Source organism: Pedobacter ginsengisoli (genome assembly GCF_030244015.1).
GTDB classification, from domain to species: domain Bacteria; phylum Bacteroidota; class Bacteroidia; order Sphingobacteriales; family Sphingobacteriaceae; genus Pedobacter; species Pedobacter ginsengisoli.
In genome coordinates, this window is sequence record NZ_JASSYX010000003.1 from 923,855 (window position 1) to 949,340 (window position 25,486).

24 protein-coding genes are annotated in these 25,486 nt (G+C 43.6%); 18 read left to right on the top strand and 6 right to left on the bottom strand.

The annotated features are described in order from the left end of the window. Nucleotides 1–2 precede the first annotated feature (2 nt). The 6 genes from QEP08_RS16220 to QEP08_RS16245 all read left to right on the top strand — a co-directional run bounded on the left by QEP08_RS16220 (nucleotide 3) and on the right by QEP08_RS16245 (nucleotide 5,641). Nucleotides 3–638 carry an HD domain-containing protein gene (locus tag QEP08_RS16220; RefSeq protein ID WP_285059623.1) on the top strand — a complete coding sequence of 212 codons (636 nt, stop codon included), beginning with the start codon at nucleotides 3–5 and terminating at the stop codon, nucleotides 636–638. An 82-nt stretch (nucleotides 639–720) separates the two neighbouring features. After that, entirely contained in the window at nucleotides 721–1,977 is a 1,257-nt protein-coding gene (locus QEP08_RS16225; RefSeq protein WP_285059624.1) for a putative DNA modification/repair radical SAM protein, read from the top strand. A gap of 1 nt (nucleotide 1,978) precedes the next feature. Then, nucleotides 1,979–2,737, top strand: a complete 759-nt coding sequence (locus QEP08_RS16230) for a TIGR03915 family putative DNA repair protein (RefSeq protein WP_285059625.1) — start codon at nucleotides 1,979–1,981, stop codon at nucleotides 2,735–2,737. Nucleotides 2,738–2,865: 128 nt separating this feature from the next. Beyond that, the gene (locus QEP08_RS16235) at nucleotides 2,866–3,891 is read left to right on the top strand and encodes a sensor histidine kinase (protein ID WP_285059626.1); all 1,026 of its coding nucleotides are present in this window, start codon (nucleotides 2,866–2,868) and stop codon (nucleotides 3,889–3,891) included. 86 nt (nucleotides 3,892–3,977) lie between these two features. Continuing rightward, a complete protein-coding gene (locus QEP08_RS16240) occupies nucleotides 3,978–4,619 on the top strand; it encodes a DUF47 domain-containing protein (protein WP_285059627.1) in 642 nt (213 codons plus the stop codon). An 11-nt stretch (nucleotides 4,620–4,630) separates the two neighbouring features. Further along, nucleotides 4,631–5,641, top strand: coding sequence for an inorganic phosphate transporter (locus tag QEP08_RS16245; protein ID WP_285059628.1), 1,011 nt, complete (start codon nucleotides 4,631–4,633; stop codon nucleotides 5,639–5,641). Here the strand turns inward: QEP08_RS16245 and QEP08_RS16250 are convergent. Continuing rightward, the gene (locus QEP08_RS16250; RefSeq protein WP_285059629.1) at nucleotides 5,638–7,044 is read right to left on the bottom strand and encodes a carboxypeptidase-like regulatory domain-containing protein; all 1,407 of its coding nucleotides are present in this window, start codon (nucleotides 7,042–7,044) and stop codon (nucleotides 5,638–5,640) included. The two genes, QEP08_RS16245 and QEP08_RS16250, sit on opposite strands and share 4 nt — an antisense overlap. Next, nucleotides 7,037–7,615 (bottom strand): RNA polymerase sigma factor, encoded by a 579-nt coding sequence (locus QEP08_RS16255; RefSeq protein WP_285059876.1) that lies wholly within the window; start codon nucleotides 7,613–7,615, stop codon nucleotides 7,037–7,039. The genes QEP08_RS16250 and QEP08_RS16255 overlap by 8 nt, the downstream gene beginning before the upstream one ends. Nucleotides 7,616–7,712: 97 nt before the next feature. Here QEP08_RS16255 and QEP08_RS16260 point away from each other — a divergent pair, with 97 nt between their 5' ends. The 9 genes from QEP08_RS16260 to QEP08_RS16300 all read left to right on the top strand — a co-directional run bounded on the left by QEP08_RS16260 (nucleotide 7,713) and on the right by QEP08_RS16300 (nucleotide 17,394). Next, the gene (locus QEP08_RS16260; protein WP_285059631.1) at nucleotides 7,713–9,716 is read left to right on the top strand and encodes a vWA domain-containing protein; all 2,004 of its coding nucleotides are present in this window, start codon (nucleotides 7,713–7,715) and stop codon (nucleotides 9,714–9,716) included. After that, entirely contained in the window at nucleotides 9,703–10,437 is a 735-nt protein-coding gene (locus QEP08_RS16265; RefSeq protein ID WP_285059632.1) for a DUF4197 domain-containing protein, read from the top strand. Before QEP08_RS16260 ends, QEP08_RS16265 begins: the two co-directional genes overlap by 14 nt. A gap of 73 nt (nucleotides 10,438–10,510) precedes the next feature. Beyond that, nucleotides 10,511–11,368, top strand: coding sequence for a M23 family metallopeptidase (locus tag QEP08_RS16270; protein ID WP_285059633.1), 858 nt, complete (start codon nucleotides 10,511–10,513; stop codon nucleotides 11,366–11,368). After that, the gene (locus QEP08_RS16275; RefSeq protein ID WP_285059634.1) at nucleotides 11,368–11,754 is read left to right on the top strand and encodes a bactofilin family protein; all 387 of its coding nucleotides are present in this window, start codon (nucleotides 11,368–11,370) and stop codon (nucleotides 11,752–11,754) included. The genes QEP08_RS16270 and QEP08_RS16275 overlap by 1 nt, the downstream gene beginning before the upstream one ends. Nucleotides 11,755–11,816: 62 nt before the next feature. Continuing rightward, nucleotides 11,817–13,052: a DEAD/DEAH box helicase gene (locus tag QEP08_RS16280; protein WP_285059635.1), complete on the top strand. Its 1,236-nt coding sequence runs from the start codon at nucleotides 11,817–11,819 to the stop codon at nucleotides 13,050–13,052. Nucleotides 13,053–13,098: 46 nt separating this feature from the next. Continuing rightward, nucleotides 13,099–14,379 (top strand): replication-associated recombination protein A, encoded by a 1,281-nt coding sequence (locus tag QEP08_RS16285; RefSeq protein WP_285059636.1) that lies wholly within the window; start codon nucleotides 13,099–13,101, stop codon nucleotides 14,377–14,379. A 1-nt stretch (nucleotide 14,380) separates the two neighbouring features. Continuing rightward, the gene (locus tag QEP08_RS16290; RefSeq protein WP_285059637.1) at nucleotides 14,381–15,859 is read left to right on the top strand and encodes a DUF5687 family protein; all 1,479 of its coding nucleotides are present in this window, start codon (nucleotides 14,381–14,383) and stop codon (nucleotides 15,857–15,859) included. Next, nucleotides 15,856–16,554, top strand: coding sequence for an ABC transporter ATP-binding protein (locus QEP08_RS16295; protein ID WP_285059639.1), 699 nt, complete (start codon nucleotides 15,856–15,858; stop codon nucleotides 16,552–16,554). The genes QEP08_RS16290 and QEP08_RS16295 overlap by 4 nt, the downstream gene beginning before the upstream one ends. Nucleotides 16,555–16,716: 162 nt before the next feature. After that, the gene (locus tag QEP08_RS16300) at nucleotides 16,717–17,394 is read left to right on the top strand and encodes a YiaD family glycine zipper/OmpA-like lipoprotein (RefSeq protein ID WP_285059640.1); all 678 of its coding nucleotides are present in this window, start codon (nucleotides 16,717–16,719) and stop codon (nucleotides 17,392–17,394) included. An 89-nt stretch (nucleotides 17,395–17,483) separates the two neighbouring features. Here the strand turns inward: QEP08_RS16300 and QEP08_RS16305 are convergent, their stop codons facing one another. Further along, nucleotides 17,484–17,828, bottom strand: coding sequence for a hypothetical protein (locus tag QEP08_RS16305; protein WP_285059642.1), 345 nt, complete (start codon nucleotides 17,826–17,828; stop codon nucleotides 17,484–17,486). Between the two features lie 112 nt (nucleotides 17,829–17,940). On the opposite strand from QEP08_RS16305, the gene QEP08_RS16310 reads away from it, so the two are divergent. Further along, complete coding sequence (locus QEP08_RS16310; protein ID WP_285059643.1) at nucleotides 17,941–18,951, top strand: Gfo/Idh/MocA family oxidoreductase; 1,011 nt, start codon at nucleotides 17,941–17,943, stop codon at nucleotides 18,949–18,951. A gap of 59 nt (nucleotides 18,952–19,010) precedes the next feature. On the opposite strand, the gene QEP08_RS16315 is transcribed toward QEP08_RS16310, so the two are convergent. Beyond that, nucleotides 19,011–20,012, bottom strand: coding sequence for an alpha/beta fold hydrolase (locus QEP08_RS16315; protein ID WP_285059644.1), 1,002 nt, complete (start codon nucleotides 20,010–20,012; stop codon nucleotides 19,011–19,013). Nucleotides 20,013–20,135: 123 nt separating this feature from the next. Continuing rightward, entirely contained in the window at nucleotides 20,136–22,472 is a 2,337-nt protein-coding gene (locus QEP08_RS16320; RefSeq protein ID WP_285059645.1) for a TonB-dependent receptor, read from the bottom strand. 700 nt (nucleotides 22,473–23,172) lie between these two features. Here QEP08_RS16320 and QEP08_RS16325 point away from each other — a divergent pair. Further along, nucleotides 23,173–23,565 (top strand): response regulator transcription factor, encoded by a 393-nt coding sequence (locus QEP08_RS16325; protein ID WP_285059646.1) that lies wholly within the window; start codon nucleotides 23,173–23,175, stop codon nucleotides 23,563–23,565. A gap of 5 nt (nucleotides 23,566–23,570) precedes the next feature. Then, entirely contained in the window at nucleotides 23,571–24,044 is a 474-nt protein-coding gene (locus QEP08_RS16330; RefSeq protein WP_285059647.1) for a nuclear transport factor 2 family protein, read from the top strand. Here QEP08_RS16330 and hisS read toward each other — a convergent pair. Continuing rightward, nucleotides 24,041–25,423 carry a histidine--tRNA ligase gene (hisS, locus tag QEP08_RS16335; RefSeq protein WP_285059648.1) on the bottom strand — a complete coding sequence of 461 codons (1,383 nt, stop codon included), beginning with the start codon at nucleotides 25,421–25,423 and terminating at the stop codon, nucleotides 24,041–24,043. The genes QEP08_RS16330 and hisS overlap by 4 nt on opposite strands. Nucleotides 25,424–25,486 lie beyond the last annotated feature (63 nt).

The window sequence follows — 25,486 nt, forward strand, 5'->3', positions numbered from 1 at the left end:
CTATGGAACACCTTATAAATAGAACCATCCGGTTTGTACAGGAAAAGCTCAGAGGAGCTGAGGCCGGTCATGACTGGTTTCACATTGAACGTGTATATAAGAATGCACTAAAGATCAATGAGCAGGAAAATGGAGATGTGATGGTGGTTTCGCTCGCTGCCCTGCTCCACGATATTGCTGACAGCAAATTTCACGATGGCGACGAAGAATTAGGACCCCGTATAGCCGGTGAATTTTTACAGGGGATAGGCGTTGGTGATGTCATGATCACGCATGTGCAGCAGATCATTAAAAACCTGAGCTACAAATCCAGTTTAGGGAAGATTGATTTTCATTCAAAGGAGCTGGACATTGTACAGGATGCAGACCGGCTGGATGCCATAGGCGCAATAGGAATTGCACGTGCTTTTACCTATGGGGGCTATAAGAACAGGGTATTGTATGATCCGGCCATAAAGCCTGATCTCAACATGACAAAGGAAGCGTATAAAACTGCTGTAAACCCTACTATAAATCATTTTTATGAGAAGCTGCTCCTGCTTAAGGACCTGATGAAAACTAAAACGGGGACTGCAATGGCTTTACAGCGCCATGAATTTATGCAGCTGTACCTCGATCAGTTTTATTCAGAGATATAAGGGCTTTCGGTGATACTTTTTAATCAGCCTAAAAGCTAATATATTTAGTTTATTACTATATTTGTTAGCAAATTAGAGGGCTATGACGGAAAGGATCAGAAAAAAACTGAACATACTCGCTGATGCTGCAAAATATGATGTTTCTTGTTCATCAAGCGGTTCCAGCAGGAAAAACGACAACAAAGGTCTGGGAGACGCGCATGCCTCCGGCATCTGTCATACCTATACCGAGGATGGACGCTGCGTTTCCCTGTTAAAAATATTGCTCACCAATCATTGCATTTTTGATTGTGCGTATTGTGTGTCCAGAGCGAGCAATGATATAGAGCGGGCAGCGTTTACTATTGAGGAAGCGGTTTCGCTGACTATCAATTTCTACCGCAGGAATTATATCGAGGGGCTCTTCCTGAGTTCAGGCATATTTAAAGATGCCGATTTTACAATGGAACGCCTGGTCAGGGTGGTAAAAAAACTTCGTTTGGAAGAGCGTTTTAATGGGTATATTCATTTAAAGACCATTCCCGGTGCTAGTGAAGAGCTGGTCAGAGAAGCTGGTATGTATGCCGACAGGATGAGCATTAACCTGGAAATGCCTACTGAAGCGGGTCTTAAATTGCTCGCTCCTGAAAAAACGCATGCGGATGTGATCAAACCACTGGCTTATGTCCAGAACCAGATCCTGCAGTTTAGTGAGGAAAGGTCGCTGATCAAAAGCGTCCCCGATTTTGTCCCAGCGGGTCAAAGTACGCAGATGGTGATCGGTGCTACCGCTGAAACAGACAAGGACATCATGCAGACTGCGGATAAATTTTACAGGGAGTTTTCTTTAAAAAGGGTTTATTATTCTGGTTATGTGCCGGTAAGCAGCGACAACAGACTCCCCCTGATAGGCACACAGCCGCCGTTAATCCGGGAAAACAGATTGTACCAGACCGACTGGCTGATGCGGTTTTACGGTTTCCACATCAATGAACTGCTGAATGACGCCAACCCACATTTGGATATTGACATTGACCCGAAGCTAAGTTGGGCACTGCGCAATCTGCAATTTTTCCCCGTGGACATTAATGTCGCCGCGCACAGTATGATTATCAGGGTGCCGGGTATAGGAATAGGCTCGGCAAACAAAATTATAGCGGCGCGCAAATTTGGCAGGTTGCGTATTGACCAGCTGAAAAAGATCGGGGTGGCTTATAACAGGGCGCAATATTTCATCAGGTGTGCGGACAGCCCGTACCAATTGAAAGCATACCAGCATACACAGATCAAGTCATTCATTCTTGCGGAAAGTGAAAGTAAATATGCAAAATTGGGAACTGCGCAACTGACGATGTTTTGAGATGACCTACTTATTTGACGGAAGTTTGGAAGGGCTGCTTTGTGCGGTATTTGAATGGTTTGAGCGAAAGCCGGGAAAAGTGCAATTGAAAACATCAATACATTATCTACCGGATGCCTTTAATGTTCCATTTGATGTGGTCAACGACCGAAAAAAAGCCGACCGGGTATGGAAGGGTTTGCAGAGCAGGCTGCCTGCCGCCTGGCTGAGAAAGTTTTACGCTACCTTTTTATCTGAGCTGCCAGGTGCTTTTCAGCATCTTTTTGAATTTGCCTGTTATGTCTTTTCAAATCCTGCCGGGGCTGAGACCAATTATGGAAATGAGCATGTGCTCAAACTTTCGCAAACCGCAACTATGGTGGAAAGGGAAAAACATAGAATGGAAGCGTTTATACGTTTTCGGCAGCTGGCAGACGGGATATTCTATTGTGGCATCGATCCGGACTTTAACGTATTGCCTCTGCTTGTCAATCATTTTAAAAATCGTTATGCGGATCAGAAATGGATCATTTATGACCTCAGGCGGCATTATGGCTTTGTTTATGACCTGACAAAAGTGGAAGAGTTACACCTCGCCCCTGAGGGCGAAAAGAATTTGAAAAAACCCGGTACAGCCAGGATGTCTGACAAAGAGGAGGAATATGCCGCACTCTGGAAAAATTACTTTAACAGCACTAATATCCCAGCCAGGAAAAACACCAGGCTCCACCAGAGGCATGTACCCAAAAGGTATTGGAAATATCTTACAGAAAAGATTTAAATCTTAAATTTATCTTGTAAATTGCCTTCACCTGGAGGTTATCTGAACTGCGCTCTGTCATGCCGGATTTATTTCAGCATTCCGGCCTGCATAGCTAACCTGCTCATAAGGATAATAAATCTTCTAAAATGAAACTAAGTATATTGGTGCTAATCGCAGCGCTTGCTGTGGGCATAGCTATTGGGTTGGTGAACTTTTATTTCCAGCAAAGCTGGTATGATCTGGCGATCTCGTTTGGTGTTTCATTTGTAATCAGCTACCTGGTCTTTTATTATTTGCTGGAAAAGTATATCTATTCGAAGATCGTGCTCATTTATAAATTGATCCATAACCTTAAACTGGGCAAGGACCTGAAAGATGCGCTGGGGGAATATGTAAGTGCTGACCCGATCAATGATGTGGAACAGGAAGTTAAGGAATGGGCCGGTGCTAAAAAAAGAGAGATCGACATTTTAAAAAAGCAGGAACAGTTCAGGCGTGAATTCTTATCGAATGTATCACATGAGTTCAAAACACCGTTGTTTGCGGTTCAGGGATACATAGACACGCTGCAGGATTGTATAGCTGATGATCCGGAAACAGCCACAAAGTTTCTCAAAAAAGCAGCGGATAATGTGGAAAGGCTGAGCTACCTGATCAATGACCTGGATTCTATCTCTAAACTTGAATCCGGGGAGATACCGATCAATTATCAGAAATTTGATTTTGTGGGGCTGGCGAGGGAAGTCATGGAAGCGCTCGAGGACAAGGCGAAAGCCAGAAACATTAAACTGTCATTTAAAGAAAAATATACTTATCCTGCTTATGTAAACGCAGACAGGGAAAAGATCAGACAGGTTATGATGAATCTCATCGAAAACTCGTTAAAATATGGAAAACCCGATGGATCTACAGCCATAAAAATCTTTGAGCTGCACGATCAATATCTGATCGAGGTGACGGACAATGGCATCGGAATAGATGAAAAACACCTTCCCAGATTGTTTGAACGCTTTTACAGGATCGATACGCACCGGTCAAGACAGGAAGGCGGAACCGGACTGGGACTGGCTATTGTAAAACATATTCTGGAAGCGCACCAGCAAATTATATCGGTGAGAAGTACCCAGCAAATAGGCACCACCTTTGCCTTTACGCTCCAAAAGCTGGGCTAAAAGCCGGACCGCTAAACGAAAAAACTTAACAGTTAACATTAACTTAACATTGCACTCATACTTTTGTATCATATTTTATAAAAAAGATGAATAGCATTTTTAAGTTCTTCACCCCCAGGGACAAAAAATTTCAGCCATTATTTGAGCAGGCAGGAAGTAATGTATTGAAAATTTCAGAAGCTTTATTGCTGGCACTGAGTGCAGGCGATCTTGAAAAAAGGAAAGAACACATTAAGGAAGTAGAGCGGCTGGAACACGTTGGTGACGACATCACACATTCTATCTTTTTAGAACTCAGCAAAAACTTTATTACACCGTTTGACAGGGAGGATATCCATGCCCTGGCGAGTGCGATTGATGACATCGCGGATTACATACATGCTTCGGCCAGCAATATCGAATTGTACAACATTACCAATATCGGCGATGCGATGATCAAGCTTGCTGAGCTGCTGGTGGAAATGTGCACCGACCTGGAAAATGCAATCAGGGAACTGAGGAGCTTTAAAAACATCCGGGTCATTGCGGATGCCTGCGTAAGGATAAACAGCGGAGAAAATCAGGCTGATTATGTTTGTAACCTCGCTATTGCCCGTTTGTTTGAATTTGAGACCAATGCGATAGAGCTGATCAAACAAAAAGAAGTACTGCAGACTTTGGAGATGGCTACAGATAAATGTGAAGATGCCGCCAATGTGCTGGAATCTATTTTGGTAAAGAACGCTTAAACCTATATAAAATGGTAAGTACCTTATTGATTGTTGTAATTGTGCTGGCGATTGCCTTTGATTATATCAATGGCTTTCATGACGCGGCAAACTCCATTGCGACGATCGTTTCTACAAAAGTGCTGTCTCCATTTCAGGCGGTACTTTGGGCGGCAGTGTTTAATTTTGCTGCCTATTTTTATTTTACGGACCACAAGGTCGCCAATACTATAGCCAAGACTGTAGTAGAAAATTTCATTACGCTTGAGGTCATCCTTGCAGGCTTGCTTGCTGCCATTATGTGGAATTTATTTACCTGGTGGTTTGGAATACCGTCCAGTTCTTCTCACACCCTCATTGGTGGTTTTGCCGGGGCTGGTATGGCCAAGGCGGCAGCGTTGGGCGCAAACGTCATGTCTGCGATCAACCTTGCCCCGATCATAAAGGTTGTGGCATTTATAGTCCTGGCACCGGTCATAGGGATGATCATTTCTGTGATCATTTCCATTATTATCTTACACATATTTAAGTATGCGCGGCCTTCTGTGGCTGAAAAATGGTTTAAACGTCTGCAATTGATATCTTCCGCTGCGCTGAGCTTTACCCATGGTGGTAATGATGCCCAGAAAGTAATGGGAATCATCTATGTGGCGATGGTTGCGGGGAATGTACTGCATACCGGAGATGCTATGCCTGAATGGATACCGATCTCTTGTTATGCGGCGATTGCACTGGGTACCATGAGCGGCGGCTGGAAGATTGTAAAAACCATGGGCTCCAAAATTACTAAAGTAAATGCTTTTGAGGGTGTAGCGGCAGAATCTGCTGGCGCGGTGACCCTCGGTATCACTGAGCACTTCGGTATCCCGGTTTCTACTACACATACCATTACCGGATCTATTGTTGGGGTTGGCCTGCTAAAGCGGGTATCTGCGGTAAGGTGGGGAGTTACAGTAAGTCTGTTATGGGCATGGGTACTGACCATTCCGGTATCGGCCACATTGGCGGCCATCGTTTACGGTGTCATCCATTTTTTATTTTAGAATCTCAGAACAACATTCACATCGGGATGGGCCGGGTCGGATAATATCCAGCCTGGCCCGTTTTTAATTAAACGGATGGCCTCTTCGTCATAATCTTTAGAAATGCCTTTGACGGTAACGACGTTAGTTGGGCGGCCGTTCTTGACGATAAATTTGAACACGGCTGTCTGTCCTGGCTTGGTTTCGCCGCTGAAACGGTTGGTTTTGATCAGGTATGCCTTAAACTTATCCCAGCCATTGGAAGGCCGGGCAGAACTTGTATCGCTTATGGAGCTTAAGCCCCTGATGCTGATACTCCCTCTTTGTCCGGGAGCACCTGTATTATTCTGAATATTCAACCCCGCAACTTTGCCCTGAACCAGTTGCTCCACATTCGCAACTGGCACATCCTGTACTTCTTTACCGGTCACGACAAAGCGGCTTCCTGTTGTCTGTTCCCTTGATCTTTTCTGGTAACCACGAATGACAACTTCGTTGGGATTGCTTTTATTTTCCCTGAGGGTCAGGACATTGGATTCATTGACCTTTGCCTGCGCAACTGCATTGTCATAGCCGATATAGGCAGCGGTGATCTGCGGGTTTTTCAGCATGCTATCTGAAGTAAGGGAGAATTCTCCGGCATTGTTTGTAAATGCCCTGATATTGGTTCCTTTGACAAAGATAGATGCGTTTTCAAGCGGTTGTCCGTTTGCCTGGTCAATTACCCTGCCTTTAATCACCGTGCCCGGCGGGCCAATTGTTTTTGCCGGCAAGGAGCTTCTGCTGAGCTGTGCCGCTTGCGGTTGTGCAACTGTTACTGCATCGTTCAGTTCTGTCTTTTCTGAAACAACAGGGGCAGGATATTTAGTGACCATGTTTTTCCTCTTCGCTTTTACAGTTGACGCATATGCGTTGCTTTTCGCGGCTTTAATCGCTTCTTCTACCGCTTTCGATGGTGCTTCGGCTTTCGATGTTTCGGCTTTCGATGCATTCGCTGCTGCAACCTGTGCCCCGGCTTTGATCAGGCTGTCTTTAAATTCTCTGGAGGCAATGGTCACTTCAACTTGTTTAGGTTGTTTAGCCTGTTTGGCCAGCGTATCCTGATAGTTATTTTGTTTCATCCAGAAGATGATGCCGACAGAAACGAATAATACTGCTGCTGTGGCTGCGATACTCAGACGCTGCCAGGTGATGACAGTTGCTTTTTTACTATGATGGTGGGCCGAAACACGCTCCTGCAATTGTTTTTGCAATAAGGAGATGGACTCCAGCGAACGTTTTGGGGCCGTACTCAGACCAGCCAGCGCTTCGGCCACGAAAGGATCTTCAAGCGCTTCGCGCTCTACCTTGTTCATGGCTTTGGCATCCAGCTTACCGTCGAGGTAATCCTCTAAAACTGCAATATCGATCCAATCCTTATTCACTACTATTCCTTTCTATACAAATTTTCAAGTTCCGTTTTCCATTTTGTATGTAACTCTTCACCTTCTGCATATCATAACCGGTGAGGTCTGCTACTTCCTTATAACATTTTTCCTGCAAATAGAACAAGTCTACACTCACACGCTGTTCTTCAGGAAGTGTTTCCATACACTTTTCCATGATGGTGAGCTTAGTTTCTTTTGTATCATCGACATCAAGATGCACAAAATCGGTGTTTTCCACAAAAGAATCTTCAAGTGAAACTGTAGTGTGCCTGGAGTTTTTGCGCAATGCCATCAAACAGTGGTTGCGCGCCAGTACATGCAGCCAACTCTTAAAATTCTGCACTTCGTGAATCCTGAGCTTGACGACCAGTTCTTCAAAGATCTGCATGACTGCATCCTTGCTGAGTTCTTCATCCTTGAGGTAATTGAGGCAAACCCCGTATACCAGGTGCATATACTTGTTATAAAGTGTACCCAAAACAGTCAAATCGCCACTGCTTTTATAACTGGCGACCAAAGCAGCATCGTCCTGCTCCTGTATTTTGGTGTTGTTCTTTATAAACTTCAAGGGGTAGCGTTGTGGTAATTTTCTCAAGTATAAAAATTTTTTTTGAAAGCGCTATGGAATTTATGTCATGCTTACATCATTAGGAAAAACCAAACGTATGAAAAGGCTAATTTTATCGGTATGCATGTTGTTGATTCTGGCGGCTTTCAAGGCTGTTGAATACAACCCGATCACCATTACAGGTATTGTAACAGATCAAAGCAGCGGAGCACCGCTGCCAAACGCAGGAATCTATGTTCCTGTGGCTCCAGATAAGCCCATGAAAAACGCTGGAGTAACTGGTCAAAATGGAAAATACAAGATTACTGTACCCTCCGGAACAAAGGAGCTGACATTTACCGCCATCGGATATCATACTAAAAAGGTAAAAATCACCGGGCGGGTTATTGATGTCGTCCTGACGGCAGTACAAAATGAATTGGATGATGTTGTGATTCGTGGCTACCAGAAACGTGTTAAGGAAAAAACTACCGGAAGCAGTTATATTGTTACTGGAAAAGAGGTACGGGATGTGCCGGTTGCGAATGTGGAGCAACTGGTGCAGGGCAAAGTTGCAGGGCTGAATATCCAGAATAATACAGGTGCTCCCGGACAAAGAGGGAGTATCAGCATCAGGGGCTTAAGCTCCGTCTCACAAAATGATGAAAGCTACACAGCAAAGATCGAAAATGGTTTTAAAAATGCGCTGAACCATCCATTGTCTACTTTCTCCGTTGATGTTGATGCGGCATCCTATAGCAATTTGCGCAGATTCATCAATAACGGCGGTCTGCCTCCGGCTGATGCGGTAAGAATAGAGGAAATGATCAACTACTTTGATTATGACTATGCGCAGCCTGAAGGCGATGACCCGGTAAACATCAGCACAGAAATTTCCAGCGCTCCCTGGAATACCAGCCATAAATTGGTAAAGATTGGATTGCAGGGGAAGAAAATCACCACGGATCGTCTCCCTGCATCCAATCTGGTATTCCTTATCGATGTCTCCGGATCAATGAACCATCCCAACAAACTTCCGCTGCTGGTGTCCTCGTTCAAACTGCTGACTGAGCAGCTCAGGTCCTCAGACAAGGTCGCGATAGTGGTCTATGCCGGTCAGGCAGGAATGGTGCTCCCTTCTACTCCCGGGGACCAAAAAATTAAAATAAAAGAAGCTTTAAACCAATTGAGCGCTGGTGGTTCTACTGCCGGCGGCCAGGGGATTGAACTGGCTTATAAAATTGCTTCAGACAATTTTATAAAAAACGGCAACAACAGGGTGATACTGGCGACGGACGGAGACTTTAATGTGGGTCCAAACAGTGACGATGCGATGCAAAAGCTGATTGAGAACAAGCGCAAAAGCGGAATTTTTCTGACTGTTCTGGGTTATGGGATGGGCAACATCAAGGACAGCAAAATGGAGATCCTTGCTGACAAAGGCAATGGGAACTATGCTTATATCGATAACATTTCTGAGGCCAGAAAAGTATTGATCAGCGAGTTTGGCGGAACGTTGTTTACCATTGCCAAAGATGTAAAACTTCAGGTCGAGTTCAATCCTGCGAAAGTACAGGCCTATCGTCTGGTGGGTTATGAAAACCGCATGCTTAAGGCACGTGACTTTAATGACGATCTGAAAGATGCGGGGGAAATGGGTGCCGGACATACAGTAACTGCCTTATATGAGGTAATTCCGGTTGGTGTGAAAAGCAGCTTTTCGGGGAGTGTTGATGACCTGAAATACCAGTCCGAGAAAAAACCTGTAGTAAGGAACAATAGCCGGGAATTGCTGACGGTGAAAATGCGCTATAAAAAGCCTGACGGAAATGTTAGTAAACTGATCGTCCATCCGGTAACAGATCATATGCAGCCTTTTGGCAGAACATCTGAAAACTTCAGGTTTAGTGCTGCTGTAGCGGAATTTGGGATGCTGCTCAGGCAATCCGATTTTAAACAGAATGCCAGTTTTGATCATGTGATCAGTTCTGCTCAGAATGCGATCGGTAAAGACAATGAAGGTTATCGTGCCGAATTTGTTAAATTAGCAAAATCGGCTAAATTACTGGCCAGAGAATTGCTTACCATTGAGCAAACAAACAAGATTGATGAAAAGAATTAGCATTTACTTTATAGCGGCCACCCTGACGTGTCTGAGCAGCTGCGATGTACAGAGCCAGGCCCAGCTTGGAAAAATCCTGAACCAGATTCCGTCGGGCGGAAACCCGAGCGTAACTGAAATGGGGCTTGGTATTAAACAGGCGCTGGAAATCGGAACCTCAAATGGCTCGGACAGGTTGTCTGCCAAAGACGGGTTTTTGGGGAATCTTGCTGTGAAGATCCTCTTTCCTCCTGAAGCGCAAAAAGTGGAAAAGACTTTGCGCAGCATAGGTTTGGGCGCTTTGGCAGATAATGTGATCACTAGTTTAAACCGCGCAGCGGAAGATGCGGCCAAGGAGGCCAAACCTATATTTATTTCTGCTATAAAGCAGATGACAATTGCTGATGCAACAAATATTTTACTGGGAAGTAAGGATGCGGCTACCAATTATTTTAAACGGGTAACTACTGCTCAGTTAATGGAAAAGTTTAAACCCGTAATCACGGCCAGCCTGAGCAGGGTCGGCGCTACAAAATATTGGGGAGATGCCGCAGGCCAGTACAATAAACTGCCGCTGGTGAAACCGGTAAACACTGATCTTTCTTCCTATGTAGCCCAAAAGGCGATAGATGGGATGTTTATACAGGTGGCCCAGGAAGAACTGAAAATAAGAGAAAACATTGGTGCCAGGTCTACCACGCTTTTACAAAAAGTATTTGGTTATGCTGACCGTCAAAAGTAAATTTTGCTGAGAACTTTTATATGAAATTGAAAATCATATATTTGCATCCAGTAAATTTTATAACTCTTAAAATATGTCAAGGAAACGGGAGAAGACGACCATTATCTTTGTAAACAAAAACCAGAGTTCAAACAAGCCCATACAGGTTCCAAGCGGCCTTATACTGCATTGGAAAAAGTACCTGGGCGGCTTGATGGCGAGTTTTGTTTTTTTATTGGGCATTATATTTTATCTTACTTATAGCAAAGCAACAGTTGAGCTCAGCAAAGCACAACTGGCTGAGGAATTGCAGAAAAGTGCTGAGGAATTGCAGAAAAGCAAGAAGGAATCGGCATCAATTGATACATCTGCCCTTAAAAAGTATTACCTGTCAATAGACAAGAAGCTGCTTACCATAAACAAATATCTGAAGGCGAGAGGGATCAGACAAATCATACCCAATGTAGGGGGTGAACAAAACTCCGATATTCTTTCAACGGCGGAAACTGGTGAATTTTATGATACACATCTGGATAAGATGATCGATTATGTGGCTTTCACTCCTATGGGATATCCGCACACCGGCCTGATCACTTCCGGCTTTGGGCACCGTGAAAATCCGTTTACCGGCGGAGGCATAGAAAGACATAAGGGGCTGGACATTAAGGGAAGGTATGGCGAGATTGTTAAAAGTACGGCCAGCGGGAGGGTCGTCATGGCAGGCCGCCGGGGTGGGTATGGCAATTGCGTGGTGATCAATCATGGCAACGGATTTGAAACCTATTACGGACATCTTTCAAAGATTCTGATCAAGGCCGGCCAGCGGGTAAAAGCGGGGGACAAAATTGGCAGAATCGGGTCGACAGGCAGGTCCACCGGCCCTCATTTACATTATGAAGTACACAGATACGGCAAAATAATCAATCCCAGATCCTTTTTAACACTCGAATAATGTTCAAGAAAACCAAACAGGTAACCGACATCAATCAACAGGAAATATCTACCATAATCGGCGACGGTTTTATACTCACCGGAGAAATCAGCGGTAAATCAGTGATCAGAATTGACGGCAGGATAACCGGAAATGTAAAAGTTGCCAGCGGAGTGATCCTGGGAGAAAAAGGATTCATAGTTGGGGATATTGAAACGGCTTCTGCCATTCTCTACGGGACTGTAAATGGGAATGTTAAAGCCCAGCAACTGGAAATTAAAAAGACAGGGAGAGTTAACGGCGACATTAAAACGGAGACTCTTGAAATCGAAATGGGTGCGCAGTATAACGGCAAGCTGGAAATGAAGCAATTGATAAAAGCCGAAGAAAAAATGGCTGAGCATTAAAACTTTTTAATGCTGATTAAAAAGTCTACTTTTATGCGGTATTAAGTATTATATAAGTTATATTGGATTTTAAAGATTTTAATTTTAACCCTGATTTGTTTGAGGGTTTACAGGCAATGGGGTTTCGCAATGCCACACCTGTTCAGCAGGAAGCCATACCGCTCATTTTAAGCAAGAAAGATTTAATTGCCTGCGCGCAGACAGGTACCGGAAAGACAGGTGCTTACCTGCTTCCGATCATGAACATGATTGCCAATACCGAGATCCGTCACAACAATACGCTGATCCTGGCCCCGACAAGGGAACTGGCGCAGCAAATAGACCTGCAGGTGGAAGCGCTTTCCTATTTTACAAACATCAGTTCGCTGACGGTATACGGAGGCGGGGACGGAATTGCCTATGAACAGCAAAAGCGGTCTATGCGCGAGGGGGTTGACATCATCATTGCTACACCCGGACGGTTGATCTCCCATCTTTCATCGGGAGTTTTGAAACTGGATCAGCTACAGCACCTGGTTCTGGATGAGGCTGACCGAATGCTCGACATGGGTTTTTATGATGACATCATGAAGATCGTGAGCTACCTCCCCAAGCAGAGACAAACGGTTATGTTTTCGGCTACGATGCCGCCCAAGATCAGAAAACTTGCAGGCAACTTGTTAAACCATCCTGAACAGATTAGTCTGGCTATATCTAAACCGGCTGAAGGAATATCACAGCAGGTATACCTTATCGGAGATGAACAAAAAGTGCCTTTATTGACATCTATTTTGAAAAATGGTGATTATAAGAGCATCATTGTTTTTGCCTCTACAAAGGACAAGGTAAAAAATCTTGGTAAGGTTTTCCGGAACCTGGGCCTTAAAGCAGAAGCATTTCATTCTGACCTGGGGCAAAGTGAGAGGGAAAGTATATTGCTCAAATTTAAAAACAAGCAATTGCCCATCATTATTGGTACTGATGTCCTGAGCCGTGGTATTGATGTGGAGGGGATAGACCTGGTCATCAATTTTGACGCTCCCCATGATGCAGAGGATTATGTACACCGCATAGGACGTACGGCCAGGGCTGCTTCTAAAGGAACGGCCATTACGCTGGTCAACAACAGGGATAAGCGCAAACTTGTCAATATCGAAAAACTGATTGAAAAGCAAATTGAAAGGATGCCTTTACCTGAGCATCTTGGTGAAGCCCCTGCCGAAGGGACTGAAGTCTCATCTGCGGCAAGGCCAATGCGTAATGACAAGCCGAAGCGTAAATTCTGGAAGAAAAAGCCTGCAAAAAATACCGGCGCTTAGTCTGAAAACGCTATAATTTCAACGGGGGTTTTGTATCTTTACTTTTATGCAAAACCTACCCCCTTTAGCTGAACGTATGCGCCCGCAGAGCCTGGACGAGTATGTTGGCCAGCAGCATTTGGTTGGGCCTGACGCAGTACTCCGCAAAGCGATACAAAGTGGGCAGCTGCCTTCCATGATCTTTTGGGGGCCTCCGGGTGTAGGAAAAACTACGCTTGCTTATATTATTTCTCAGACCCTGGACAGGCCGTTCTTTAACTTGAGTGCGATAAGTTCAGGTGTAAAGGATATCCGCGATGTGGTCGATAAAGCGGCCCAGCTGAAGGACAGTTTTTTAGGTTTGCCGATCCTTTTTATAGATGAGATCCATCGTTTCAGCAAATCACAGCAGGACAGCTTACTGGGTGCTGTAGAGCGTGGCCTGGTGACGCTTATTGGTGCGACCACAGAGAATCCTTCTTTTGAAGTGATCTCCGCTTTACTTTCCAGGTGCCAGGTATACATTTTAAAAGCGCTGGATGAGGATGAGCTCTCAGGCTTGTTGCAGACCGCTATAAAGCAGGATGTACTGCTCAAAGAAAAAAAAATAGCCATAAAAGAACATGAGGCGCTGATCAGGCTTTCAGGCGGGGATGCAAGAAAACTGCTGAATGTGCTGGAAATCGCAGTGAATGGTATTGGCGGCAACAAAATTGTACTGACCAATGAGAATGTACTTTCCCATGCGCAGCAGAACCTTGCTTTATACGACAAGGCCGGAGAACAGCATTATGACATCATATCGGCATTTATCAAATCGATACGGGGCAGTGATCCTAATGCGGCGGTATATTGGCTGGCGCGTATGATTGAGGGCGGCGAGGACCCCTTGTTTATTGCCAGAAGACTGGTGATCCTGGCGTCCGAAGATATAGGAAATGCAAATCCGAATGCACTGCTCCTTGCTAATAACTGTTTTCAGGCTGTAAATGTAATCGGTTTTCCCGAATCAAGGATCATTTTGTCCCAGGCTGTTACCTATCTTGCCTCGTCTGCAAAAAGCAATGCGTCTTACGAGGCCATAAATAAAGCACAGGCTTTGGTGAAACAAACCGGTAATCTGCCAGTCCCGTTACATATCAGAAATGCACCGACAAAATTGATGAAGAACATCGGCTATGGCAAGGATTATCAATATGCCCACGGTTATGAGGGGAATTTTTCTGAGCAGGAGTATTTTCCGGAGGAACTTAGCGGAACAAAATTGTATGATCCGGGGAAAAATCCTGCTGAAGAAAAACTAAGAGAAAAACTGAAACAGAACTGGAAAAACAAATATAAATATTGATATGCTCTCTACCTTTTTAAATCATCAGTGGAAGGCCTTTTGGAGGTCTAAGAATAAAGGGGGGACCATCGCTGCCCAGATTTTCATGGGCTTTATGGTTCTTTATCTATTGGCCATAGCACTTTTTCTTGGCTTTATGCTGCAGGAAATCATACCTAAAGTCTTTCCGGGGAAAAATATGATGTTCGTTTTTAACGGCTTCATCCTGTACTATTTTGCGCTGGATTTTGCGATGCGCATTCAGCTCCAGGATCTCCCGACGCTAAGTATTGTTCCATATTTGCACTTGAATATTCCAAGGAACAAGATTGTAAGGTTCTTAAATGTACGCGCGGTATTTACGGCCTTCAACCTTTTTCCCCTGATCCTTTTCCTGCCGTTTTGCAGTACGGCCGTTGCCCGGTCCTATGGCCCGCTGACTGCTGTTATGTATTGTATATCGATTATAGGACTCTGCATTTTTAACAATTACCTCGCATTGTACATAAAAAGACTGGCTACTAGCAGCGCTTACCTGATCTTTGTTGTTATGGGCTGCATCGCTGCGGTAGCGTTAATGGAATACTTCAAAGTCTTTTCAATAGCCGGCCTGTCAAATAGCACTTTTATTTTTATTACCAGGAACCCTTTCGCCGCTCTTGTTTTCCCGGTGATGGCGGCTGTGGTTTTTTTGATCAATGCCAGTTACCTCAGAAGAAATCTGTATACTGAGGAACTGACAAACGGTGAAGAGAAAAAGGCCAGCACAGATTATCCTTTCCTGGATAGATTTGGAGAGACTGGTACCCTGATTGCGCTGGAGCTGAAATTGATATTCAGGCATAAAAGGCCACGTTCAGCTGTGATCATGAGTCTGGTCTTTGTCTTTTATGGCTTTCTCTTTTATAAAGAAAAACTTCTGGTTACTGATTCCTTTGCAATGATGATCTTCGCCGCTACTTTTATGACAGGAAGTAACATCAGTATTTACGGACAGTTCATGTTTGGCTGGCAGGGAGCCCATTTTGACGGGCTGCTGGTCAGTAAGGTAAACTTGAGGAAGTTCATTAAAGCCAAGTTTTTAATGTTTACTCTGGCTTCTAGCCTGATGACCCTGGTCGTAAGCCTGTATGGTTTTATCAGCTGGAAAATACTGCTGGTCCAATTTGCGGCGTATCTTTACAATATTGGATTTGGGACGGCGATCATACTTTATTTTGCTACGCGGAATTATAAGGCGATAGATCTTTCAAAAAGTTCAGGCTTTAATTACCAGGGTGTTGGCGCAAGCCAGTTTGTACTGCTATTGCCCTACTTCCTGACCCCTTACCTGTTCTATGCGCCGTTTGCCATTGCGGGCTTTCCTTACCTGGGGCTTGTCTGCATCGCGGTTGTTGGGTTGCTGCTGCTGATCACGCGAAGTTACTGGGTTGAATTTATACTCAGGGAGTTTGATAAAAGAAAATATAAAATTGCCGCTGGCTTTAGAGAAGTACCATGATTGTAGAGATTACGAATTTAAAAAAAGTATACGGCAACAAGACCGTAGTGAATGTTCCTGAGTTAACGATAAATGAAGGCGAGACCATAGGTCTGGTGGGAAACAACGGCGCCGGAAAAACAACCTTGTTCCGGATGGTTCTTGATCTGATCAGGCCTGACGGAGGGGAAGTGCGTTCCAGGGGTGAAAATGTATCTTTCAGTGACAACTGGAAAAACTATACCGCCTCCTACCTGGACGAGGGTTTTTTGATCGACTACCTTACCGCGGAAGAATATTTTATTTTTATCGGAAGCCTGCATAACCTGACTGCGGCCCATGTAATGGATTATCTCAAAAAATATGATGAGTTTTTTAACGGGGAGATCCTGAACAGGGGTAAATACATCAGGGATTTTAGCAAGGGAAATCAGAATAAAGTTGGAATTGCTGCTGCATTGATGCAGGACCCTGAGCTGCTTGTACTGGACGAGCCATTCGCCAATCTGGATCCGACAACTCAGATCAGACTTAAAACGATCATCAAATCTTTAAAACAGGAAAAGAATATGGCTACGCTGATCTCCAGCCATGACCTGAACCATGTGACGGACGTGTGCGACAGAATCATTCTCCTGGAAAAAGGCCAGATCATAAAAGACTTCATGAAAGATGAAAACACACTGAAAGAACTGGAAGAATATTTTTCTGAATAGCAAGCTGTCCTAATTTTGGGTCGATCATGGCCGGGTAATCCCATATCACATCAATTCGTGATGCTAACTTGTTGCTAAATTGTTTGTTGTAATCACAATGCGGCAGCAATTAAAACTGGCATTAGGTTTGAGTAGTGCTCACAGCAAATAAACTATAACATTATGATTACTTCAAAATTTAAAATAGCAACATTCAGCGTAGCACTGGCTCTTGGAGCAGTAACCTTCCAGGGTTGTGATAGCTTGACAAAAACACAAAAAGGAGCGGGAATTGGTGCTGCTACCGGAGGTGTAATCGGTGCGATTATTGGGAAAAAAGCTGGTAATACAGCTGTTGGTGCAATCATTGGGGCTGCTGTCGGTGGAACTGCAGGTGGTTTTATCGGTAAAAGAATGGATAAGCAGGCTGCTGAAATTCAAAATGCAATTCCTAATGCGGAAGTTATCCGTGAGGGTGAGGGTATCATTGTGAAATTTGACAGTGGAATTCTGTTTGGTTTTGACAAGTCAGATCTGACCGCCCAGGCAAAAGCAAATGTGAAATCGCTGGCGGGTTCGTTAAACCAGTATCCGGGAACCGACATTAAAGTGATCGGCCATACCGACAACAAAGGTACAGAAACTTATAACCAGGGACTGTCTGAAAGAAGAGCGGCCGCAGTTAAAGCCTATGCAGTGTCCCAGGGTGTTCCGTCATCAAGGCTGATCACATTAGGTAAAGGGTTCTCTGAGCCTATTGCAGACAATTCTACTGAAGAAGGAAGAGCTGCTAACCGCAGGGTTGAGGTAGTTATTGTTGCAAATGAGCAGCTGAAAAAAGAAGCTGAGCAAAAAAGTTAATAAAACAAGTACATTTACATCTACCTATATATAGAAAAAACCCGTTGTACGTTGTACTTCGGGTTTTTCATTTTTAAATCGTTACAGCACTATTCATAGATATCCTCAAAGTATGCTATTGCCAGCGACTTGATGAGCAGTTCCTGCTCCATCAGGGCATATGAGGGTATGGGTTTTACCAGGTTCCAATGCGGCCACCCATCCTGATCAAGGCCTTCCAGCTCATAAAAACCCATTTCACTCAACAAACGGCAAGTGGCGATGTGCATTAATTCTTCTTTCTGCCTTTTGCTGAATTTACCCGGCCCTTTTCCCAGTTCCTGGACTCCGATCAGGAACAGGATAACTTTCAGGTCAGGTGTATCAGAATCGAATTCCTGTGCTATCTTTTGTTGCAAAATTTTCCATTTTGCATGTATTTCTGCAGGTTTCATATTACAAAGATACGATTAGCGCATAAGCTTTATTGTAATAACAATCACAGTAATAAAAATATATACCCATGAAAATTTATGGTTTAGTAAAGCGATTTATTATTTTTAGCGCATGAAAGAAATCGTAACCGGCTTAATGGCCTATGGTATGTCAGGAAAAGTTTTTCATGCGCCGTTTGTAAATGCGCATCCGGGATTTAAACTACGTGCTGTAACTGAAAGAAACAAAAAAATTGCTGCTGCTGATTATCCTGGAGTGATCAGCTATGATACCATAGAAGACCTGATCGCTGATGAGGCTATCGAACTGATCATCATCAACACACCGAATTACACGCATTATGATTATGCGGAAAAATCTCTGAAGGCGGGAAAGCATATTCTGGTCGAAAAGCCTTTTACTGCAACCAGCACAGAAGCCAAAGCGCTGTTTGAACTGGCTGACAGTGTTGGAAAAAAAATATTCTTTTATCAGAACAGAAGGTGGGACAGCGATTTTACTACAGTACGTGAGGTGATACAAAGCGGGAAACTTGGAAAACTAAGCGAGGTACATTTCCGTTACGACAGATATAGAGCTGCCATAGGGCCAAAAACCTTTAAAGAGGAACCTTTGGCTGCCAGCGGCCTGATGTATGACCTGGCACCACATTTACTAGATCAGGCCATTAGTATTTTTGGGAAGCCGGATTCCTTCTATAAAATCCTTGGTAAAAATCGCAAAGACACGAAAGTTGATGATTATTTCTCCATACACCTGAGTTATCCTGACAGTGTTAATGTATTTGTTCATGCAAATTTATTACTGGTTGATCCGCTGCCTGCTTTCGTCGTAAACGGTTCATTAGGATCTTTACACAAAAGACGCACTGATATACAGGAAGAGCAGTTGCTGAAATACATGAAACTGGACAACCCAATCTATGGTATTGAGGCTGAGGGAAGTGAAGGAAAATTGACACTGATCGATGAAGAGGGCAACAAATCTGTTCAGCTGCTTCCATCTCAAAGAGGAAATTACCTGCCTTTGTTTGAAGCAGTTTACCAGAGTATAGTAAACGATGTGGAATTTCCGGTAAGCCGCGGGCAAGTCCTTACACAGTTGGAAATTCTCGAAGCTTAATGTCTTCAAAGAAAGTTAATTAGAAAAGGACCGGATACCACACCGGTCCTTTTGTAATTTTAAAGGCTGCCCAATAATGCTACAGTAAATTCTGTAGGAACTTCTATATGAGGGATGTGGCCGCAGCCATCAAATTCAATGATCTTGGCACCAGGGATCTTGGCTGCTGTCTGTTTACCTAATAGTTTGTATTGCCCATACAGCGCCTGCTGGTCCGGACTCAGCAACGCTTTGCCAATAACCGTCTTGTCTTCCTTTCCGATAAATAAAACTGTCGGCACCCTGACATTGTAAAATTCATAAACAACAGGCTGTTCGTAGATCATAGTATAGGTCATCGCAGCAACTCTTGCCCACCTGGAAAAATCCGGGCTGTTGGTGACACCACCGGGTATCCTTACCAGTTCTTCATAATTGGCTTTCCATAAGGTAAAATACGAGGACTGATAATATTTTCTGATGCTTTCAGACGTAGCTTTGAGCTCGGTTTTGTACTGCTCTTCTGTAGTAACATAAGGAATAAACCTCCGGTAATCTTCCAATCCAATTGGGTTCTCTAATAGTAATTTATCTGTTCTTTCGGGATAAAGCAATGCAAAACGCGTAGCCAGCATGCCTCCCATAGAATGACCGAGAACACTTGCTCTTTGAATCTTAAGGGTATCAAGCAGCGCTTTATTCCAGCGGGCCATCTGATGAAAACTATAGTGGATAAAGGCCTTTGAAGATTTACCAAAGCCAATCTGGTCAGGTACGATGACCCTAAAACCTCTGCTTGCCAGGGATTTGATCACCTCCCCCCAATAGTATCCTCCAAAATTTTTGCCATGAAATAAGACAACTGTTCTTCCATTTGACAGCTGGGTAGGTGTTACGTCCATATAAGCCATCCGCAAGTCCTGTCCTTCTGTATTGATAGGGAAGTACTTCACGGGATAAGGATACCTGACATTATCCAGTGTGATGGAAATGGTATCGGCTTTCTGAGCAAACACAGGTACAGAAAGGCAAAGAAAGAAAGACAGTGTTAAAAAGTTCCGGAACAAATTTTTTCTTAGCATATTGTTTTAATTTAATTAACAAACAGCGTTGCCTGCTGAAAGTTCTAAAGCTAGCCAATATATAAAACTAAACCCGTATTCCTTTAGCAAGAACACGGGTTTGCAGCTCCATTTTCACGGAAGTTATTTTTTTAATGAGAATGGTATATTTACGCCAAATGTAATGTTGCGTCCCTGGTTGTAAATTCCAAGTGACGGATCTTCATCGCTCAGTCTGCCTGGCTTAAAGCGGCTCAAATGATCATAATAAGCTTTGTCCAGTAAGTTTTTACCCGCAGCATATATGGTTATATCCTGGGTTTTACCGATTCTGAGAGTAGTGCCGATTGCGGCGTTAAGCAGGGTATAACCTCCTGTTGTCTGCTCAAAGCTGTCTATTTTGCTCTGTTTGAAAAAATTATCGATGCCAACTGAAAGGTATGAATTTGATGTGCCGGCAATTTTTGGTTCAAAACGCAGTTCATTTCGTAAAGTTGCGGCCGGTATAAATGGCAATGATTTTTTGGTTGCACGGTTGGTCGCTCTGGTATAAGAGAACCCGTTCTCAAAATGGATAAAACTCACAGGATGTAAAGTTAAGGAAGCTTCAACGCCACGTAAAAAAGCATTGTCCTGCACAAAATTATAGACCGGATAATCCTGTGTGTTTCCTTCTTCATCTTCAACAGGAGTCGTAGTGCCGTCGGTGCTGTAATAGATAAAGTTATCGATAATATTGGCAAAGCCTCCTATACTTGCGCTCAGGTATTGATTTTGATAGTCAAAAGAAGCATCGAACTGATAGCTCTGTTCAGGCTTAAGACCTGTATTCCCTATTTCATAGCGGAATACCCCTTCATGCACTCCGTTTGACGAAAGTTCCGCGATGTTCGGCGCTCTGAAAGCGCTTCCGGCATTGGCTTTGAAACTGAGTGCGTCACTGAATTCATGCGTATACCCTAAGGCTCCTGTTATATGGGAGAAGTCATTGGTAAAGGCATTGAATTCAGCATCTCCGCTAAAGGCTTTACCTGTCATTTTTCTGTAGTCGAACCTTGCTCCCGCATTAAAGGTATCGTTATTCCAGGTTTTTTTAATGAATGCAAATCCACCAAAAGCTTGTGAATCATAATCAGGGATCAGTTGCTCCGCACCTGTTGTATTTAAACTATGGATAAACTCGCCTGAAAGACCAATTACAGGGGCCCATCCCTCCATTTCTTTAAATGAGTATTTTAAATCATAGCTGTAAGTATGGCTGTTCAGAAACAAAGCAAGGCCGTCTGTCCCTGCAGCCTCCAGCTCCCGTCTCTGGTTATGCTGGTAGCCAAGGATTGTTCTCAGGCTACCGCTCCCTAAAAGAATATTGCTGTTTAATGCAATTTTGTAGTGCCTGACGTCCTGTTTTGGAAATGCTAAGGTGCGGTCTTTATTCTGTTCTTCAGTAAATGCGTTACCTGCTTCATCTATAAGCTGGCCGCTTTCATTTCTTGCGGGTTCATAAAAACCAATGTTTGTCCGGAAACTTGAAGCGTTTAAATGTGCGTATCCCCATTTCTTATTCAGGCCAATTTGTCCTTCAAAATTGGTCTCATTGAAGCCTGAATTGGGAACATATTCTGTTGCTGTCTGATAAGAATAGGCATTTTTATAAGAGCCCCGGACTTTATAGATCAGACCGTTTTCATTGCCCTGCAGCATTAATGAACTGCCGGTGAGGCCGTTATTAGTCGCGTAATTAGTTAAGAACTCCCCTCTTAAGGTGCCGTCCGGAGCAGGCAGCCCATCAAGGATATTAATGACTCCTCCAAGGGCGTCTGACCCGTACATTAGACTTGCGGGCCCTTTTAACACCTCAATATGGTCGGCACTATATTGATTAATTTCGATACCATGTTCATCTCCCCATTGCTGTCCTTGTTGTTTCACCCCATCACTTACAGTTACCACACGGTTGTAACTCAGACCGCGGATTACGGGTTTCGATATTCCTGCTCCGGTTGTGATTTGGCTCACCCCGGGCACCCGGGAAATTGCATCAATCAGGTTAGTGGATGGGTGGTATAAAAGCTGGGCCTTAGTTAAGGAAGAAACAGAAGTGCTGTTTTTCCGTTTGTCTGAACTCGAGGCAGAACCTGTAATGATTACTTCCCTGCCTTCAATTACACTGGCTTGTAAAGTAAAACTAAGTATACCGGGCCTGGCAAAATCAATTACTTGTGTGAGCGACCGGTAGCCTACATAACTTACCTGCACCAGAAAACGCCCGCTGGCTGGCAGGTTCTTCAGCGTAAATTCTCCGTTTGAATCGGTTATTGCAGATATACGAAGATCAGGAATTGAAATGGTGGCGCCAGCCAGTCCCGACTGAGACTTTGCATCGGTAACTTTGCCGGTTATCTCGGCTACATCAGCAGCAAAACTGCCGGAAAAAATAAAAAAAGACAATAATACAGCTAAAAAAAGTTGTATACGTTTCATATAATGAAGTATTCAGGGTACGGGTACCCGGTTAGAAAATTTTAGTTAATTGCAAATGGTGATCGGAGCTAGCAGACAGGGGGGCCGCGGAGAGATGTGGCAATTAAGACAATGTATGAGGCGCTGATTACCGGATGATCTTTTACCGTGGATCTGCTTTTCAACATTGTCGAATAACCGATTTGGTCGATATGGTAATCTTTTTCAAAATGAGCTGAGCAAACCAGGCATTTGTGGCTTTCATTTCCAACATGAACCTTATGGGAACATGATTTACCATCCTTATGGCAATAGATTTGTTTCTTTTCATGATGATGAAAAGAACTCCAGGGTGTCAGGGCAATGGCAAACACCCAAAGCAACACGGACGCTATAATGCGATTGATATGTAGGCTTCTATTTTTCAATACTTCACAAAAGTAATCAAATCGTGCTTATTCCTGGAATTGTTGAGTAACATTGCCTTTATATGACCCAAATAGCAAGGGTGCAGTCGCCACAACCGCACCCTCTCCTAACCTAAAACTAAAAACTTACTAATAAGACGTCATTTGACCGAAAAGGTTTCATCAGCTTTGCAAATATTTATCCTTGTAAAGTTGTGGTTTAAATACAAGGCTTCATTTGTTTATTTTTTTAAAAAAAAGCATAAACAAAGAGATTTCTTAAATATATTTGCAGACAAATAATTGTATCTACCTTGGCAAAAAGCTCCGCAGTTTACAAAAACATACTTGTTATCGAGGACAATCATGCAATATTGGATGTCATTACACTGATTTTGCAAAGTGAAGCCTATAAAGTCTACGGCATCAACAATAGTACTGACATGATGAGCAGTATTGAACAGTTTAAGCCTGACCTGATTATTCTGGACATCATGCTGCCGGACGGTGATGGCCGCGAGTTACTAAAGCAAATCAGATCAGATTCTAAAATACAGCATATCGCAGTTCTGATGATATCGGCACGTTATACTTCTGAAAATATTGAGCATGGAGAATATGTTCCTAACGGGTTCCTCGCGAAGCCTTTTGATATTGATGAATTATTGGATAAAATCGAAGGCATTTTATCCGGAAAACAATATTAAACGTTATGAATTCCAACGAGCAGCTCATCCGTCATTTCTACAGTAGTTTTCAAAATAAGGATATCAGAGCCATGCAAGATTGCTATGCGGAGCATACCAGTTTTAATGACCCCGTCTTTGTTGATTTGAATACGGAACAAGTGCGGGCCATGTGGGCGATGCTGCTGAAGAGCGGGAAAGACTTGCGTATTGAATTTAAAAATATCTGCGGAACTGAAACCGGCGGCACGGCGGAATGGGATGCATACTATACTTTTTCAGGCACCGGTAATAAAGTCATTAACCGAATTAAGGCTTCATTTATTATTGAAAACAATAAGATCACCAGTCACAAAGATCAGTTCAATTTTTACACCTGGGCCAGGCAGGCGCTTGGCCTTACCGGCATTTTATTAGGCTGGACAGGTTTTCTCAAAAACAAAATCAGGACAAAAGCAAGAAAGAACCTGGAGAAGTATATGGCTGCTAAAGATAATTAACCTTTCAGGAATTCAATTATAGCCGGTGCAGATAGTTTTTGCTGCTGGCCGTTATGCATATCTTTTAGCGTCAGGATACTGCTTTCCATTTCTTCACTGCCAATAAGTATCACATATGGAATACGTTTATCATCCGCATAGCTCATTTGTTTTTTTAGCTTTGCCGGTGAAGGATACAGTTCAGCGGCGATATTTGCTTTACGGAATTCCTGCAAAAGAGGCAGGGCATATTTTTCTGCCGCTTTATCAAAATTACTGATGAGAACTTTAGTGCCGGCAGCAGCCGATTCAGGAAAAAGATCCAGTTCCTCAAGCACATCATAAATCCTGTCCGCTCCGAAGGATATACCAACACCTGTTAAGCCCTTCAGTCCGAACATTCCTGTCAGGTCATCATATCTTCCGCCACCGCCTATACTTCCCATTGCAACCTCATTCGTTTTCACTTCGAAGATACATCCTGTGTAGTAATTTAATCCCCGTGCCAATGTGATGTCGAGCTCAACATTAACAGCTAAGGATTCGTCCCCAAGCAGCAGCCTCAGGTAATCAAAAGTCTGTTCTATCTCTTCAATTCCCCTTAGCCCGATTGATGAACCAGCAAGCACCTCCTTTAAATTCCCGAGCTTTGTCTTGTTTGATCCTTCTAACAGAATAACTGGTTTTAATTTATCAATATCAGCAGAAGTAAATCCTCTGTCGATCAGCTCTTTGATAACGCCTTCCAAGCCTATCTTATCCAGTTTATCAATAGCAACTGTCATATCAACGATCAGCTCCGGCTTGCCTACAATTTCCGCGATACCCGACAGTATCTTACGGTTATTGAGCTTGATTGTAAAATCTTTTAGCCCGAGGTTACTCAGGGCCTCCTGATAGATCAAAACAAACTCTGCTTCATTCAACAAGCTGTCAGAGCCTACCACATCGGCATCGCACTGGTAAAACTCTCTGTAACGCCCCTTTTGTGGCCTGTCCGCACGCCAGACCGGCTGTACCTGGAACCGTTTGAAGGGCAGTGAAATTTCATTCTGGTGCATGACCACATATCTTGCAAATGGGACGGTAAGATCGTACCGCAGTGCCTTTTCACTAATTGACGAAGTCAGCAAATTTGAATTGGCACTGACTAATAACTCTGGATTTACCTTTGATAAAAAATCTCCGCTGTTTAATATCTTAAATATCAGTTTATCTCCTTCATCTCCGTATTTGCCGGTAAGCGTTGCCAGATTTTCCATAGAAGGTGTTTGTATTTCGGCATAACCATACTTCTTAAACACCGTTTTAATGGTGTCAAAGATATAATTACGTTTTACCATTTCCAGTGGAGAAAAATCCCTGGTTCCTTTGGCTAAAGAAGGCTTGATGTTTGACATGTGCGCAAAAGTACAAAAACTAAAAGGCATAAAAAAAAGGTTGTCTGCATTATGGGCAGACAA

Excerpts from the sequence above, each read along its gene's own strand:
- QEP08_RS16290 (WP_285059637.1), top strand. The coding sequence starts at position 14,381 with ATGCTCTCTACCTTTTTAAATCATCAGTGGAAGGCCTTTTGGAGGTCT.
- QEP08_RS16235 (WP_285059626.1), top strand. The coding sequence starts at position 2,866 with ATGAAACTAAGTATATTGGTGCTAATCGCAGCGCTTGCTGTGGGCATA.
- QEP08_RS16260 (WP_285059631.1), top strand. The coding sequence starts at position 7,713 with ATGAAAAGGCTAATTTTATCGGTATGCATGTTGTTGATTCTGGCGGCT.
- QEP08_RS16305 (WP_285059642.1), bottom strand. The coding sequence starts at position 17,828 with ATGAAACCTGCAGAAATACATGCAAAATGGAAAATTTTGCAACAAAAG.
- QEP08_RS16285 (WP_285059636.1), top strand. The coding sequence starts at position 13,099 with ATGCAAAACCTACCCCCTTTAGCTGAACGTATGCGCCCGCAGAGCCTG.
- QEP08_RS16295 (WP_285059639.1), top strand. The coding sequence starts at position 15,856 with ATGATTGTAGAGATTACGAATTTAAAAAAAGTATACGGCAACAAGACC.
- QEP08_RS16310 (WP_285059643.1), top strand. The coding sequence starts at position 17,941 with ATGAAAGAAATCGTAACCGGCTTAATGGCCTATGGTATGTCAGGAAAA.
- QEP08_RS16330 (WP_285059647.1), top strand. The coding sequence starts at position 23,571 with ATGAATTCCAACGAGCAGCTCATCCGTCATTTCTACAGTAGTTTTCAA.
- QEP08_RS16220 (WP_285059623.1), top strand. The coding sequence starts at position 3 with ATGGAACACCTTATAAATAGAACCATCCGGTTTGTACAGGAAAAGCTC.
- QEP08_RS16275 (WP_285059634.1), top strand. The coding sequence starts at position 11,368 with ATGTTCAAGAAAACCAAACAGGTAACCGACATCAATCAACAGGAAATA.
- QEP08_RS16230 (WP_285059625.1), top strand. The coding sequence starts at position 1,979 with ATGACCTACTTATTTGACGGAAGTTTGGAAGGGCTGCTTTGTGCGGTA.
- QEP08_RS16265 (WP_285059632.1), top strand. The coding sequence starts at position 9,703 with ATGAAAAGAATTAGCATTTACTTTATAGCGGCCACCCTGACGTGTCTG.
- QEP08_RS16270 (WP_285059633.1), top strand. The coding sequence starts at position 10,511 with ATGTCAAGGAAACGGGAGAAGACGACCATTATCTTTGTAAACAAAAAC.
- QEP08_RS16240 (WP_285059627.1), top strand. The coding sequence starts at position 3,978 with ATGAATAGCATTTTTAAGTTCTTCACCCCCAGGGACAAAAAATTTCAG.
- hisS (WP_285059648.1), bottom strand. The coding sequence starts at position 25,423 with ATGTCAAACATCAAGCCTTCTTTAGCCAAAGGAACCAGGGATTTTTCT.
- QEP08_RS16300 (WP_285059640.1), top strand. The coding sequence starts at position 16,717 with ATGATTACTTCAAAATTTAAAATAGCAACATTCAGCGTAGCACTGGCT.
- QEP08_RS16315 (WP_285059644.1), bottom strand. The coding sequence starts at position 20,012 with ATGCTAAGAAAAAATTTGTTCCGGAACTTTTTAACACTGTCTTTCTTT.
- QEP08_RS16320 (WP_285059645.1), bottom strand. The coding sequence starts at position 22,472 with ATGAAACGTATACAACTTTTTTTAGCTGTATTATTGTCTTTTTTTATT.
- QEP08_RS16225 (WP_285059624.1), top strand. The coding sequence starts at position 721 with ATGACGGAAAGGATCAGAAAAAAACTGAACATACTCGCTGATGCTGCA.
- QEP08_RS16245 (WP_285059628.1), top strand. The coding sequence starts at position 4,631 with ATGGTAAGTACCTTATTGATTGTTGTAATTGTGCTGGCGATTGCCTTT.